Below are 15,107 nucleotides of genomic sequence, written 5' to 3' on the forward strand. Positions count from 1 at the left end.
TCGATCCGTTAAACTGACATTCACTAAAACAAAGCCCCAAACCGATCCATCGATGCGAATTCTGCACACCTCGGACTGGCACCTCGGCCAGTTTTTTCTCGGGCATTCACGGCAAGCCGAACATCAGAAGCTGATTGCATGGCTCGTCGAGCAAACGCATCTGCATGCGGTGGATTCGGTGCTGATAGCCGGCGATATCTTCGATACCGGCGCGCCGCCGAGCTACGCCCGCGAGCTGTATTACGCGCTGATCCTGGCGTTGCGCGACGCAGGCGTGGGCTTGACGCTGCTTGCGGGAAATCATGATTCCGTCGCCGTGCTCGAAGAATCGCGCAACTTGCTGACGGCGTTGAACACCGCGGTGATTCCGTCCGTGCAGGACGATCCGAACGAACAGGTTCGCGTGCTTCATACGCGCAATGGCGAACCCGGCGCGATTGTCTGCGCGATTCCGTTCATCCGTCCGCGCGATGTTTTGCAGAGCATCGCGGGGCAAAGCGCTCGTGAGAAACAGCAATCGCTGCAAGACGCGATTCATGCGCATTATCGGGCGCTCTTTGCGCTCGCCGAACAAAAACGCGTGGAACTCGGCGCGCATCTGCCGATTATCGCGACCGGACATTTGACGACTGTCGGCGCAAGCGCGAGCGAATCGGTGCGCGAGATTTACGTGGGTGCGCTCGAAGCGTTTCCGACCGCCGCGTTTCCCGCCGCCGATTACATTGCGCTGGGGCATATTCATCGGCCGCAAAAGGTTGGCGGGTTCGAGCATATTCGCTATTGCGGATCGCCGATTGCATTGAGCTTCGATGAAGCGCGCCAGCAGAAAGAAATGTTGCTCGTGGATGTTTCCAGCGAAGGACTGAAGAGCGTAACTGCGATTCACGTGCCGTGTTTCCAGCAGCTTTTGTCGGTCAAAGGATCGTTGAAAGAACTCGAAACGGCGGTTTCAGCGGCTGCGTCCAAAGCGATTAAAGGCGAAACGATATGGCTCGAAATCGTCGTTTCCGCCGACGACTATCTCAGCGACCTGCAAACGCGCATCCAGAAGATGACCGAGAACATGCCCGTGGAAGTGTTGCGAGTTCGTCGCGAGCGCGCGTCGGCATCCGGCGCGCTGCAATCCCAGGCGAAGGAAACATTGAACGAACTCACGCCCGACGATGTTTTCGCGCGCCGCCTGCAATCGGAAACTATCGATGAAGACACGCGTGCGCAACTTCTCACGATGTATCGCGAAGTCGTCGCTCGGATTGGCGAGGAAAACGCATGAAGATTTTGTCGTTGCGTTTGCGCAATCTGAATTCGCTCAAGGGCGAATGGAAGATCGATTTCAGCCAGCCGCCGTTTCGCGATAGCGGCCTTTTCGCGATTACTGGCCCGACCGGCGCGGGCAAAACCACGTTGCTCGATGCCATCTGTCTCGCGCTCTATCACCGCACGCCGCGCATGGACACGGTTTCGCAAGGCACGAACGAGCTGATGACGCGCCACACGTTCGAATGTCTCGCGGAAGTCGAGTTCGAGGTGAAGGGCGAAGGGTATCGGGCGTTCTGGAGCCAGCGTCGCGCACGCGATAAAACCGATGGCAACCTGCAAGCGCCGAAGGTTGAACTTGCCCGCATCGACGGGACGATTCTGACGGAACGCATCGCGGATAAATTGCGCAAGGTCGAAGAGATAACGGGGCTGGATTTCGGCCGCTTCACCAAATCGATGATGCTCGCCCAAGGCGGTTTCGCCGCGTTCCTGGAGGCGAAGGCCAACGAACGCGCCGAGTTGCTCGAAGAGCTCACCGGCACGGATATCTACGGCACGATTTCGCGGAACGTCTTCGAACGCACGCGCGATGAAAAGCTCGCACTCGATACGCTTTTGGCCCGCGCCGATGGCGTTCAGTTGTTGTCCGAAGAGGAGCGCAGCGCCCGGCAGCAGGAATGCATCGCGCTCGCGGCGCAGGAGGTCGCGCTGAGCAAGCAGGCCGAATCCACCCGCGCAATGCTCGCGTGGCGAGTCGCGTTATCGGATGCGGAAAAACAGGTTGAACAGGCGTTACTCAACCAGCAACAGGCCGACGCGCAGATCGCCGCCGCGAAGCCTGCGCTCGATCGCTTCGCCGCGAGCGAGCCCGCGGAAAAGCTGCGCGCCGGGCACAACGCAATGCTTTCAGCGCGCGAGCGACACGCGGAAACATCGCGTCAATCGTTGGTTGCACGGGACGAAAAGCAAGCCGCTTCACTCGATGCCGCCCGTGGTTTGCGCCTCGCATCCGTAATGGCCGCGCAGGTTGTGGCGCTTTGTCAGAACGCATTGAACACGGCGTTGGCGGATATCAAAGCAGTCCAATCCGCACTCGATGAACATCCGAATCGCAGCAAACTTGGCGAGCAGATCGTGCTTTGGCAACAACAATTCGATGCACGCCAGCAGACGTTGAATGACATCGACACGACCGGCAAAAAGCTTGCGAATTTGGGCATGCTAATAGACAAACGATCGCTCGATATCAACGCTCAGCGCCTCGCGGTGACCAACGCCATTGCTGCGGCCGAGCTCGCACGGAAAACGGAACGCGAGCAGATCGACAAGCTTTCGATCACGCTTCGCGGCGAGAACGAAACCGACTTGAAGACGCGATGCCAGCGACTTCAGGAGCAGCATCATTTGTTCGGCAAGCTGGTTGATCTTGGCGAGACGATCGCTCGCGGAACGCGGCAGAACGCGCACGATGTTGAGGCGCTCGCGAAGAAAACTGCATCGAGTGCATTGCTTGCCGAACAGCATGCGCGTCTTGTGAAAGACATCGAAACGCTGACAGAACACGTCAACGACAAACGTAAATTGCTCGATCAGGAGCGGCGCATTCTCGACCTCGCCGGACATCGCGCCGCGTTGCAGCCTGACGAAGCGTGTCCGTTGTGCGGCTCGATGGAGCATCCTTCCATCGGCGAATATCAGGCGCTGGATGTGTCATCGACCGAGCACGCGTTGAAGGACAAAGAGCTCGCGTTGCGTGACAAGAACAAGGAGCTTCATGCCGCGAACGTGGCAATGGCGGAATCGAACGCGGATATCAGCGCGCTTAAAAAGCGCATCGATACATGGCTCGAAGACAAAGCCCGCCACGTCGATTATTGGCGAACGGTTTGCGCGCAACTTGAACTTGAATCTGTCGATAGCGATGCACTCGATGCGCTCGAAGCGCTCGTGCAGCAACATGCGGCCAAGTTGAAGTTGACGCAGGACACGCTCGCGGCGGTCGATCAACAAAAGATGGTGATTCAGCAGCACGCGAACGCCGCGAATGCGGCGGAGCGGTTTGCGCTTGAACAACAAAACGCGTTGAAGTTGAGCGAGCAACAGCAAAACGCGGATGAAAAGTCCTTCAAGGAAATCTCCGAGCACGTTCAGGTCCTGCAAACTGCGTTGCTGAAACGAGAACAAACGCTGGATGAATCGGTGCTTTCTGTCGGATATTCACGTCCTGAATCGTGGATGCAATGGCAGTCGTGGCTCGTTGAACGCAGCGACGAATGGAAGGCGTGGCAGATGGCGACGGAACGCGTCCGCGCGTTGAACCAGCAAGCCGATCGCGCGAAACATGCACTCGAAACGGCATCGGCGGAAGCTGATAACTGGACCGCGCGATGGACGGTTTGCGAGAAGGATTTCACCGGTTTGCAAGCCGAAGCAATCGCCGCGAATGACGATCCGGAATCGGCTTTCACGTCGGCGAAACAACGCTATGAAACCGCGCGCGATAAAACCACTTCACTCGCGGGCACCGAGCGCGCGCTGACCACGCGCTTGAGCGAAGAGAAAACGCACGCTGAAACGACATCGGCTGCGTGGCTGAATGCGTTGACCAACAGCGTTTTCGCCGATGAACAATCGTTCCTGTCAGCGCTCTTATCCCACGATGAACGCGAACAGCTGCAGATCCAGAAGCGCGAACTCGAGCAACTTTATACACGAGCCCAAACGCTGCGCTCGACCGCCGAAACTCGCCGCGCCGAATTGCTGAAAGAACCGAAGACGGATCAAGACCCCGTGGCACTGCAACGCGCGCTGAATGATTTCGCCGCGTCTTTGAAAACGCTAAGTGAGCAACAAGGCGGCATTCGCGCGACGCTTCAGAACGACGACAAATTGCGCGTGGAAAAGCAGGCGCTCTATCGGCAAATCGATACACAGCGCGCGCAATATGATTTGTGGCAGCGCCTAAGCAGCCTGATTGGATCCGCCGATGGCGCGAAGTATCGGAAGTTTGCGCAAGGTCTCACGCTCGATCATTTGATTTATCTCGCGAACCGGCAGCTCATGCAATTGCACGGACGTTATCAACTGAACCGGAAACTTGCCGGCGAACTCGAGATGGAAGTACTCGATATGTGGCAAGGCGATATTGCCCGCGATACACGCACGTTATCGGGTGGCGAAAGCTTCCTGGTGAGTTTGGCGCTGGCGCTGGCTTTATCGGATCTCGTGAGTTTCAAGACGTCCATCGATTCATTATTCCTCGATGAGGGATTCGGTACGCTCGATGGCGAGACACTGGAGATTGCACTCAACGCGCTTGATTCGTTGAATGCAAGCGGCAAGATGATTGGCGTGATCAGTCATGTGGAAGCGCTCAAGGAGCGCATTCCGCTGCAAATCAAAGTGGCGAAAGGCGTGGGGATTGGATTTTCAACGGTGGAAGTTGTAGGTGCTTAAGGCGTAACGATATTGACCGCGAGTTCGTTCGCAGCGAGCCTTTCAACAATGAAGAACGGCACATCGAGACGCCATTCGCCGTTCTTCACGATCGTGTCGTAGTTGAATAAAGGCTTGCCATCGGCGGAATTGAAAACGAGTTTCTGCACGGCGCCGTTGGCAAGAGCGCTCGCGCCGCCAATCGCCTGATAACTCGTATTGCTGCCAACGTGAAACTTCTCGATTTTCCATCGGTTCGGTACATGGGGCGGGAATGGTTTTGCATCGTGGAAACCGAAATTATCGTCGTGCGTAAGGACGCTTTTACGCAGCGTTGGCCATACGTTTGTGCGCAAATAATGCTGGTCGATAAACCTGCCGCTTTCGGCATTGGTTGCAGCGAAGTGTTGCATCGACTGAACGGCGTTTTTTAATACGCCCGAACATCCGCCCCACAGTCCGGCAAGGATCAATTCGGTGTGAGTGAAGTAATCGCGAATGACGTGGAAGTAATACGGGCTTTCGACCCATTTCTGCACCGCTGCGGCTTCACGTTCGGATAGCAATGCGTCGGCGTCGCGAAGCAGGAAGCGCGTGACGGTTGGATCGTCGATAACCAGAAAACGCCACATCAGCGGATGGACGCCCGAGTCCGGCGTCATGAAAACAACGTCCGCGCCTGCATCTTTCAGGCGTTGCTGCACGTGTTCGGGGACGCTCGCGTCCAGATAAACGCGGCACGTCCAGCCTTTGAACAGCTCTCGCGTCAACTGGGCGTTCAGGACGGCAGGCTCGCAATATCGAGGATTCGCGCCGAACAACGAATACGCGATCACATTTTCGGAAGGGTTCGCCGCGTTGAACGCGGGAGGCGCATGCTCGGGAATCGGTTCGATGGGATTTGCGCTGCATTGGATATCCGAAGCGCGCAGCGAGCGCAGGCCGTACTCGCGCATTTCCTCGGTCTTTCCCAGCCAGCCGCATACTTCGACGAGGCCATCCAGCCAGGTTGGCGCGGCAAGTTTGCGCTGGCTCGCTGGCGCATCGTGGATGCTCTTGTACACCTTGTACGCCTGGTCGAACGCGTTAATGCGCATCAGGCATAAGGCATAGTCAGGCAAGATCGACATGTTTCCCGGGGTAAGCGTGAGCGCCTCGGCCGCGAGATTGGCGCCGTTCCGGAAATCGCCAGCGGCATATGCTGCGCGAAATGCTTCGGCGATTTCGCCAAGCCGGGCTTGCTTGCTCGCGTCTGGCTGACGCGTGGTGCGCGTCGGAACTGCTCGATGTACGTTGGATCGGTTCATAGGTTCTAAAGGTGTCCGGCAAATCGGGCATTGTTCGTGCACTCTGGCTAATAAGCAGTGCCGAAGCGTTTCCGGGTAACCAGCAACTTTAAACGCGCTAAAGCACCTTGCCGACGATACCGACCGATTTTCACAATTTCACGTTGCGTAACCCTGCATCGGAGAAATAAAGCATGACGACGCTTCGACTGATTCTCGGCGACCAATTGAACCCGCTGCATAGCTGGTTTTCGGAAGTCGACGCCGATGTCATTTACGTACTCATGGAAGTGCGCCAGGAAACGGACTACGTTTTGCACCACGCGCAAAAGATCCTCGCGATATTCGCCGGGATACGTGACTTCGCGCGTCGGTTGAAAGCGGCTGGGCATCGCGTGCATTACCTTGCGATCGATGATTCAAATAACCAGCAAAGCGTGCCGGGAAATCTGGACTGGCTAATCGCGCAATATAAAGCGACTACGTTCGAATGTCAGGCGCCGGACGAATGGCGGCTCGACCGTCAATTGGCTGAATACGCGGAGCAATTGGACATTCCGTGCTGGATGCGAGACACGGAACATTTTTATACGCGCCGCAGTGAAGCCGCGGAGTATTTCGCCGATAAGAAACAATGGCTGATGGAGAATTTTTATCGGCGGATGCGAACGAAACATCATGTCCTGATGAATGCAGATGAAACACCGTCCGGCGGTCAATGGAACTTCGATCACGACAATCGAAAAGCGTGGCATGGGAAACCGTCGCAGCCTCACGATCCACGCATCGCGCATGATCATTCGGCGTTGTGGAAGACCATTACGGATGCCGGGGTAAAGAGCTTTGGATCACCTTGTGAAGATCGTTTGCCTTGGCCTTTGAATCGCGAAGAAGCGTTGGAGCAGCTCGATTCGTTTATCGAATATGCGCTTCCAGATTTTGGCGACTATCAGGACGCGATGAACACACAAGCGCCGCGTTTGTTTCACTCGCTGCTATCGTTTTCGATCAATGCGAAGATGCTGAATCCGCGTGAGGTTGTCGCTCGGGCAGAGCGCGCGTATCGCGATGGACACGCATCGTTGCCGGCAGTTGAAGGGTTTATCCGGCAGATTATTGGTTGGCGCGAGTTTATGCGTGGTGTGTATTGGGCACGAATGCCTGATTATCGTGAATCGAATGTGTTTGGTAATACGCTGCCGTTACCGGCGTGGTTCTGGGATGGCGAAACGAAGATGCGATGCCTGAAGCATTCCATTGGACAATCGCTAGAGAATGCACACGCGCATCATATTCAACGGCTGATGGTGATTGGCAACTTTGCGCTTATCGCGGGGATAAATCCTGTTGAGGTGCATGAATGGTATCTGGGCGTGTACGTGGATGCGTATGAATGGGTCGAGATGCCGAATGTATTAGGTATGAGTCAATTCGCCGATGGCGGCGGATTGGCGACTAAGCCGTATGCTTCGAGCGCGGCTTATATCGACAAGATGAGCGACTACTGCAAAGGTTGTCACTACGACAGGAAAGCGCGGCTAGGGGAAACGGCTTGCCCGTTCAACGCGCTGTATTGGGATTTTTTTGAGCGGAATAGCGGGCGGTTGAAGGGGAATCCGCGGTTGGCGATGGTTTATAAACAGCTGGACAGGATGGATGGAGAAGCAAAGGCTGGGCTTGAGGAACGGGCTGGGGAGCTTCGAGGGAGGTTGGATGAGTTGTGAGGCTTCGACCCGTCCCACTGTAAGTTTTTGACAGCGGCACACGACGAATCAAGGCTTCGTTTTATTCCAATACTAGCGACCAAAGCCTTATCCAGCCCAATAATTCCAAACTGCTGGTCTTCTTCCGTTACCTCCACCTGTGAGGTTTCTTCACCGACAATTCATGTATCTCCGGGGATGCGACAGACTTATCTCACGCCAGCTACCTACAAAAGTGGATTTCTAGTGCCGAGTCAACGTTGTTTCACATTGAGAGGCGAAGAGAACGAAGTTCCGTAGTCGAGGCTTGCACGCAGCCGGCGCCCGCGATGATTCCGGGGTCGGGCATCTTGCGTTCACGGGCAAACTTTATCGCCTCATTCGTTACCGTCTCCGCGTGAAAGGATTTATTGCAAAGCAGACGCGTTCCTCCGAAATCATATCGAACATATGCACGGAGCAAAGTCAATTTTCCGTCATCGTTTAAAGACAACCCCGCTGCGTTCGCTGCGCTCACTAAATTCGGCTGAAGAACTTCAAAGGTCTGCATTTCGTTGCTGTAGACACCTGCGAGTCGCAATACCGTGGTAGATACTGGTAAGAACGTCAACGCTCCAGCTAGAACAACATATGACAATAAAAGCGTCCCTAACAATGCAAACTTCGTTGGTTGATAGGCACCTACCTTCCACGTGCGTGCGTTCATATACATATAACCGGGCAGCAGGCTAATAACAGTCGTCCCAAGACAGACACCGAACCCGATCAGTTTTTCTAAAAGTCCGCCGTCAACGTACCTCGCTGTGATGCGAAGTACGAGGAGTAGAGGTACCGACGTCATACACATCGTCGTCATGGTAGCGCCCGCGAACATAAATGAATAAAAGATTGATATATGGCGCCACCTGTTAGGCTTAGCTCGCAATTCTAGATCGTCACGACGAGTCAACGCATAGATCCACGCAGAAGCGAACGTCAGCGCGCATATGATCCACGCCTGACTGGAGTCAAATCCAATGATGATCACGAATCCGAGTAGCCATCCGCCCATAGCCCAGCGATACAGCCGGGCCACCGCCCTTGGTATCCTGCGATCAAGACGATAGTGAAACAACGTACCGATAAGCATTGCTGACGGTAATGCAAATTGCAAAACTGTAGCGACCGCTAGCAGCATCGCCGCGACGAATAGATAGATCAGTCCTGATCCCGTCATTGCAGAAGATTGAAAGAGGGATGTCCAATGGATCGATTTAAGATAGCTCCAGAGGAGCAACGCGGCAGGCAAAAATGCAATGGGAGCTATTCTCCACGAGACGTCTAACGTGTCTTTCAACATGGGCATGAATTCTTTGTACACATCTTTTAGGCGCAAGATGTTTCCATCTATTGAAAGCGCGGTATCGAATTCGCCTGTTGCCGTATCCAATTCCAGCTTTTCGGATGCCGTTGTCTTTCGTACTTCCGCCTCTGTGAACTCGGACGGCTTTAGGCTTATCTCAATCGCCCTATCTTGGTCATCGGTTTTCATTGTCGTGCATTCCTCTCAGGGGGTCGCTGTATTTGGCGCCCAATCAAGACGAGTCAACGGCTCCCGCTCATCGCTGAAGTTGGCCGTTGACAATTCATATGTCAACATAAGCTATCAAGAAAAAAGACCCATAAGTTTCTCAGCTTATGGGTCCCAGATTCTCAGATTATGCGTTCAGCTACACAGAACATCAAACGTCGATATTCCCCGCTCTCAACGCATTCGATTCAATAAACGCACGACGCGGTTCAACGTCATCGCCCATCAGCGTGGTGAAAATGCCATCGGCCGCGATCGCATCCTCAATCTGAACGCGCAACAACCGTCGCACTGTCGGGTCCATCGTCGTTTCCCACAACTGCGACGGGTTCATCTCGCCCAAACCCTTATACCGCTGCTTGGTCACATTGCGTTCTGCATCGGCGATCAGCCACTTCATCGCGCTCTTGAAATCGCTGACGGCCATCGACCGTTCGCCGCGCTTGATCAACGCACCGGTTCCGATCAAACCCTTGAACGTATTCGCCGTGGTCTGCAATTGCTTGTAGTCGGCGGTCAGCTGAAAGTCTTCATCGATTACCGAAACCTTCACGTTCCCGTGATGCCGACGATTGATGTGCAGCGACCGGATTTCGCGCACCGCGTCGTACGCCGGCTCGACCGTCACTTCCGGCTTCAACGGATCGGCACGCAACGCCGCCTGTAAAGCAGCGGCGGAATCCACCGTCGATTCCTGCGTCGACAGATCCAGCACGATGCCATCCATCACCGCTTCGAGCGCGTTCACGTCGTAGAACCGGCTGACGCGATCCACCACCGCCTGCGCGAGCAAATAAGCACGCGCGAGTTCGCCCAGCGCATCGCCTGTAATCGGCGTCGCGCCTTCGCTCGGAATCAGCTCTGATCCCTGCAGCGCCAGCTTCAACATATGCTGGTTCAACTCGTGCGTATCCTTCAGATAGCGCTCGTCCTTACCCGCCTTGATCTTGTACAACGGCGGTTGCGCGATATAAATAAACCCGCGCTCGACAATCTCCGGCATCTGCCGGTAAAAGAACGTCAGCAACAGCGTGCGGATGTGCGCGCCGTCCACGTCCGCGTCGGTCATGATGATGATGCGGTGATAGCGCAGCTTCTCGAGGTTGTAATCGTCCTTGCCGAGCCCGGTTCCGAGCGCGGTAACAAGCGTCACGATCTGCTCCGACGAAATCAGCTTGTCGAAACGCGCGCGCTCCACGTTCAACACCTTCCCACGCAACGGCAAGATGGCCTGGAACTTCCGGTCACGTCCCTGCTTCGCCGATCCACCCGCCGAGTCGCCCTCGACAATATAGATTTCCGATTTCGCCGGATCTTTTTCCTGGCAATCGGCCAGCTTGCCCGGCAAACCAACGCCGTCGAGCACGCCTTTTCGACGCGTCATTTCACGCGCTTTGCGAGCGGCGTCACGGGCACGCGCTGCATCGATAATCTTGTTCGTGATGATCTTTGCGTCGTTCGGCGTTTCCTGCAGGAAGTCCTCGAGCGCCTTCGCGACCACATCTTCAACTGGCGCGCGCACTTCCGACGAAACCAGCTTGTCCTTCGTCTGCGAGCTGAATTTCGGCTCCGGCACCTTCACCGACAGCACGCACGACAAACCTTCGCGCATGTCGTCGCCGCTCGTTTCAATCTTCGCTTTCTTCGCGATATCGTGATCGGTGATGTACTTGTTCAGCACGCGCGTCATCGCGGCGCGCAGGCCGGTCAAGTGCGTGCCACCGTCGCGTTGTGGAATGTTGTTCGTGAAGCACAGCACGCTTTCGTTGTAGCTGTCGTTCCACTGCATGGCCACTTCGACCGTGACGTTGTCTTTCTCGCCGGTCGCGTGAAACACGGTGGGATGCAGCACTTGCTTGGTCTTGTTGATGTAATCGACAAAACCCTTCACGCCGCCGACAAACGCGAAATCGTCTTCCTTGCCGCTGCGCTGATCGGTCAGCCGGATCCGCACGCCGTTATTCAGGAACGACAATTCGCGCATGCGCTTTGCAAGGATGTCGTAGTGGAATTCAACATTGCCGAAGATGGTGACGTCGGGCATGAAGTGCACTTCGGTACCGCGGTTTTCGGTGTCGCCAACCACGGGCATCGGGGAATACGTAATGCCGTTTTCGGTCACGAGTTCGCGGTTCTGCACCACGCCCTGGCGGAATTCCATGAAGTGCTTCTTGCCGTCGCGACGCACGGTCAGGCGCAGCCATTCGGAAAGGCCGTTCACGCACGACACACCCACGCCATGCAAGCCCCCCGACACCTTGTAGCTGTTCTGGTCGAACTTGCCGCCCGCGTGGAGCTCGGTCATCACGATTTCAGCGGCGCTGCGCTTGGGATCGTGCTTGTCGTCGAGCTTCAGGCCGGTCGGCACGCCGCGGCCGTTATCAGTCACGGAGATGGAGTTGTCGGCGTGAATGGTGACGTGAATATCGTTGCAATGTCCGGCGAGCGCTTCGTCGATGGAGTTATCCAGCACTTCGAAAACGAGGTGATGCAAACCCGTGCCATCAGACGTATCGCCGATATACATACCCGGCCTCTTGCGGACCGCCTCCAGACCTTCGAGGATCTGAATGGAGGATGCGCCATAAGCGTTGTCGGGTTGCGAAATTGGGTTTTCAGTCATGGGTTTTTTTCCGGTTCTGCGTCACTACAGGGTCGCTACTAGGTCAGTACGGGGTCGCTGGGCGGTCACTGCGGGGGTTGCTGCGCGGTCGCTGCACGAGACTTTTCGAAACACCTTAAAAATGCCAAAGGGGCAATGCGCCCCTTGGAAAGTTTTTAGTTTTGGCCGCGTCAGATGCGCATCGGCATCACCACATATTTGAATTCATCGTTCTCGGGAATTGTGATCAGCGCGCTCGAACTTGCGTCGCCAAGGCTCACCTGCAGCATGTCGATCTTCAGGTTCGCGAGCACGTCGAGCAGATACGTGACGTTAAAACCAATGTCCACGCTGTCGCCCTGATACGCGATTTCCAGCTCTTCCTGCGCCTCTTCCTGGTCGGCGTTGGTCGACATGATCTTCAACTGGCCCGGTTCGATCAGGCAACGCACGCCCTTGAACTTGTCCGATGTCAAAATCGCGGCGCGCTGCAGCGAACGCTGCAATTCTTCGCGGCCAATCAGGAACGTGTTCTTGTGCGACTTCGGGATCACGCGCTGGAAGTCGGGAAACTTGCCTTCCACGAGCTTCGACACGAGTTCGACCTGGCCGAACGTGAACTTGACCTGGCTCGCGGCAATGTCGATCACGAGCGGGTCGTCGATGTCTTCCAGCAAGCGCTGCAATTCCAGAATGGTCTTGCGCGGAATGATGACTTCCTGGCGCGCATACGTGCCGCCTTCAATTTTCATCGATGAAAACGCAAGCCGGTGACCGTCTGTTGCAACAGCCATCAACTGGTCGCCGTCGACCACCAGCAGCATGCCGTTCAGGTAATAGCGAATGTCCTGCTGCGCCATGGCGAAGTGGACCATGCCGAGCAATTGCCGGAACGTCTTTTGCGGAACGGAGAGGCTCGCACCGAATTCGGTCGCCTGATTGACGGTCGGGAACTCATCGGCAGCAAGCGTCTGGAGCGCGAAGCGGCTTTTGCCGGAGCGCACGGTCAGCTTCTTGTCGGTGAGATCCAGCGACACTTCGCCCGGCGGCATGGCGCGCAGGATGTCGAGCAGCTTGCGCGCGGCGACGGTGGTCGCAACCTGGTCGCTACCGGTGCCGAAGTCGGCACGCGTGGTGATCTGAAGTTCGAGATCGGTCGAGAGGAACGACACGCCGGCGCCAGTCTTGGTGATCAGCAAATTGGCGAGGATCGGCAACGTATGACGGCGCTCGACGATTCCGCTCACGGTTTGCAGCGGCCTTAGGAGATTATCTCGTTCGGTCTTGACCAGTTGCATAGAGTTCCTTCGTTGATATGTCGGCCGTCCGCCGCTCTTGCCACCACTTTCGTGGAAGCCTTGCCACCGCATGGATTGCTACGGGACGGTCTCGTGTCACGTGCCTGCAGTCACTGCCGCCAGCACGTGCCCGGCTTGCGCCAAAACGCCGCCCAGCGCCGCTGGACGGTCAAACCCATATTGTGCCTCAAAACCTGCCCTAACCCCGGAAATGGGGGCAATTTCGTCAATAAACAGGCCCGTTTTTCGATGCGATTTCCGGGTCGTACGACTAGCCTTTGAGCGTTTGCTCGAGCACATGCAGTTCGTGGTTCAACTGGGCGTCGGTGCCACGCTCGGCGGAGATTTTTCGCACGGCGTGGAGCACGGTGGTGTGATCGCGTCCGCCGAATAATTCGCCGATTTCCGGCAGGCTTTTCTGCGTCAATTCCTTCGCCAGATACATCGCGATCTGACGCGGCCGCGCAATGTTCGCCGGCCGCTTCTTGGAGTACATGTCGGCAACCTTGATGTTGTAGAAGTCCGCCGCCGTTTTCTGGATGTTTTCCACTGAAATCTGCCGGTTTTGTACCGTCAGCAAGTCTTTTAGCGCTTCTTTCGTCAATTCGATCGAAATCTCGCGTCCATGAAACCGCGAAAACGCGAGGATTTTGCGCAGCGCGCCTTCAAGTTCACGCACGTTCGAACGCAAGTGCTTTGCGACAAAAAATGCCACATCCTCGGACAAACTCACGCCTTCCGACTGCGCCTTGCGCATCAGGATGGCAACGCGCATTTCGAGTTCGGGCGGCTCGATCGCAACTGTAAGGCCCGAATCGAAGCGCGAAATCAGGCGATCATCGATACCCGAAATCTCCTTCGGATACGTGTCGCTGGTGATGATCACCTGCGCCTTGTTCGCAACCAGCGCCTCGAACGCGTAGAAAAACTCTTCCTGCGTACGCGATTTGCCCGAGAAGAACTGAATATCGTCGATCAGCAGAAGATCGAGCGAATGGTAATAACGCTTGAAATCGTCGAAAGCCTTTCGCTGATAGGCTTTCACCACGTCCGAAACGTATTGCTCCGCGTGGATGTATCGGATGCGCGCGCCGGCCTTGTCCTGCAACAACTGATTGCCGATGGCGTGAATCAGGTGCGTCTTGCCCAGGCCCACGCCGCCGTACAGAAAGAGCGGGTTGTACGAAATGCCGGGGTTATCGGCGACCTGGATTGCGGCTGCGCGAGCCAGCTGGTTCGCCTTACCCGTCACGAAGTTATCGAACGTGAGAACGGGGTTGAGCTTCGAGCGCTCGTATGCCGAATCGTTTTCTCCATTCGACGACGTCGTGCCGCCCGGCCGCCATGTACGGCGCGCAGCGGCGGCTTCGTTGGCATCGAGGCTCGGCAGATCGAGGTCGCCATTGTCCGACTGGTCGTTGTGTTGACGCGATTGCGCGTCCTGCGCGGCTTCGGCGGCGAGCGCATTGATATGAGCGCTGGCGTTTGCGTGACCGCCATTCGGCCTGTCGGAAGACGAAGTCTCAACCTGAGCGCGCGGCGGCTGTGCCGGTGACGATGGCGCCGGCGCGCCGCCCATCGCCTTACGCGCGGTGGCCTTCGGGTCCAGGACAAACTGGATGTCGACGGGCGCCTTCCAGAACTCCCGCGCCAGATCGGCGATACGGCCCGAAAACTGGCTTTTCACCCAGTCGAGCTTGAAGCGGTTGGGCGCGGCTATGCGCAGCGTGCTCGCATCGGCGTCGAAATCGACGAGAGCCAACGGTTTGATCCACGTGACGTACTGCTGTGGCGTAAGTTCGCGCTCCAGCAATGCGGAACAGTGTTGCCAAAAATCTGTCATCGAGTGCAGTCGTTTAGGGTTACCCGCGAATCCAGCCGCCGTCCGCGCGCTGCCCGGCCCCGGGGCCGGGACCCGAAGGCGAAGCGTGTCCCGAAGCCTTGTCCAGCCTG

The 15,107-nt window shown here is 56.4% G+C and carries 8 protein-coding genes; 3 read left to right on the forward strand and 5 right to left on the reverse strand.

The window, feature by feature from the left end; genetic code table 11:
• Positions 1 to 52 precede the first annotated feature (52 nt).
• Together sbcD and ASG35_RS15240 are read left to right on the forward strand one after the other, a co-directional pair.
• On the forward strand, positions 53 to 1,273 hold the full coding sequence (gene sbcD, locus ASG35_RS15235; protein ID WP_056358694.1) for an exonuclease subunit SbcD: 1,221 nt from the start codon (positions 53 to 55) through the stop codon (positions 1,271 to 1,273).
• Positions 1,270 to 4,716 (forward strand): AAA family ATPase, encoded by a 3,447-nt coding sequence (locus ASG35_RS15240; protein ID WP_056358695.1) that lies wholly within the window; start codon positions 1,270 to 1,272, stop codon positions 4,714 to 4,716. Before sbcD ends, ASG35_RS15240 begins: the two co-directional genes overlap by 4 nt.
• On the opposite strand, the gene ASG35_RS15245 is transcribed toward ASG35_RS15240, so the two are convergent.
• Positions 4,713 to 6,002, reverse strand: a complete 1,290-nt coding sequence (locus ASG35_RS15245) for a hypothetical protein (RefSeq protein ID WP_056358699.1) — start codon at positions 6,000 to 6,002, stop codon at positions 4,713 to 4,715. The genes ASG35_RS15240 and ASG35_RS15245 overlap by 4 nt on opposite strands.
• Before the next feature lie 173 nt (positions 6,003 to 6,175).
• Here ASG35_RS15245 and ASG35_RS15250 point away from each other — a divergent pair, with 173 nt between their 5' ends.
• Positions 6,176 to 7,705 (forward strand): cryptochrome/photolyase family protein, encoded by a 1,530-nt coding sequence (locus tag ASG35_RS15250; protein ID WP_056358702.1) that lies wholly within the window; start codon positions 6,176 to 6,178, stop codon positions 7,703 to 7,705.
• A gap of 244 nt (positions 7,706 to 7,949) precedes the next feature.
• On the opposite strand, the gene ASG35_RS15255 is transcribed toward ASG35_RS15250, so the two are convergent.
• From ASG35_RS15255 to dnaA, 4 genes are all read right to left on the reverse strand, one after another.
• On the reverse strand, positions 7,950 to 9,215 hold the full coding sequence (locus ASG35_RS15255) for a hypothetical protein (RefSeq protein WP_056358705.1): 1,266 nt from the start codon (positions 9,213 to 9,215) through the stop codon (positions 7,950 to 7,952).
• Positions 9,216 to 9,405: 190 nt separating this feature from the next.
• Positions 9,406 to 11,877: a DNA topoisomerase (ATP-hydrolyzing) subunit B gene (gene gyrB / locus ASG35_RS15260; RefSeq protein WP_056358708.1), complete on the reverse strand. Its 2,472-nt coding sequence runs from the start codon at positions 11,875 to 11,877 to the stop codon at positions 9,406 to 9,408.
• A gap of 170 nt (positions 11,878 to 12,047) precedes the next feature.
• On the reverse strand, positions 12,048 to 13,154 hold the full coding sequence (dnaN, locus tag ASG35_RS15265) for a DNA polymerase III subunit beta (protein ID WP_056358711.1): 1,107 nt from the start codon (positions 13,152 to 13,154) through the stop codon (positions 12,048 to 12,050).
• Between the two features lie 271 nt (positions 13,155 to 13,425).
• Complete coding sequence (dnaA, locus tag ASG35_RS15270; protein ID WP_056358713.1) at positions 13,426 to 14,997, reverse strand: chromosomal replication initiator protein DnaA; 1,572 nt, start codon at positions 14,995 to 14,997, stop codon at positions 13,426 to 13,428.
• Positions 14,998 to 15,107 lie beyond the last annotated feature (110 nt).

This window comes from Burkholderia sp. Leaf177 (assembly GCF_001424345.1).
Classification (GTDB): Bacteria; Pseudomonadota; Gammaproteobacteria; order Burkholderiales; family Burkholderiaceae; genus Caballeronia.

What these genes read in the sequence shown, in the direction of transcription:
- ASG35_RS15250 (WP_056358702.1), top strand. Translation starts at nt 6,176, where the DNA reads ATGACGACGCTTCGACTGATTCTCGGCGACCAATTGAACCCGCTGCAT.
- ASG35_RS15255 (WP_056358705.1), bottom strand. Translation starts at nt 9,215, where the DNA reads ATGAAAACCGATGACCAAGATAGGGCGATTGAGATAAGCCTAAAGCCG.
- dnaA (WP_056358713.1), bottom strand. Translation starts at nt 14,997, where the DNA reads ATGACAGATTTTTGGCAACACTGTTCCGCATTGCTGGAGCGCGAACTT.
- gyrB (WP_056358708.1), bottom strand. Translation starts at nt 11,877, where the DNA reads ATGACTGAAAACCCAATTTCGCAACCCGACAACGCTTATGGCGCATCC.
- sbcD (WP_056358694.1), top strand. Translation starts at nt 53, where the DNA reads ATGCGAATTCTGCACACCTCGGACTGGCACCTCGGCCAGTTTTTTCTC.
- dnaN (WP_056358711.1), bottom strand. Translation starts at nt 13,154, where the DNA reads ATGCAACTGGTCAAGACCGAACGAGATAATCTCCTAAGGCCGCTGCAA.
- ASG35_RS15240 (WP_056358695.1), top strand. Translation starts at nt 1,270, where the DNA reads ATGAAGATTTTGTCGTTGCGTTTGCGCAATCTGAATTCGCTCAAGGGC.
- ASG35_RS15245 (WP_056358699.1), bottom strand. Translation starts at nt 6,002, where the DNA reads ATGAACCGATCCAACGTACATCGAGCAGTTCCGACGCGCACCACGCGT.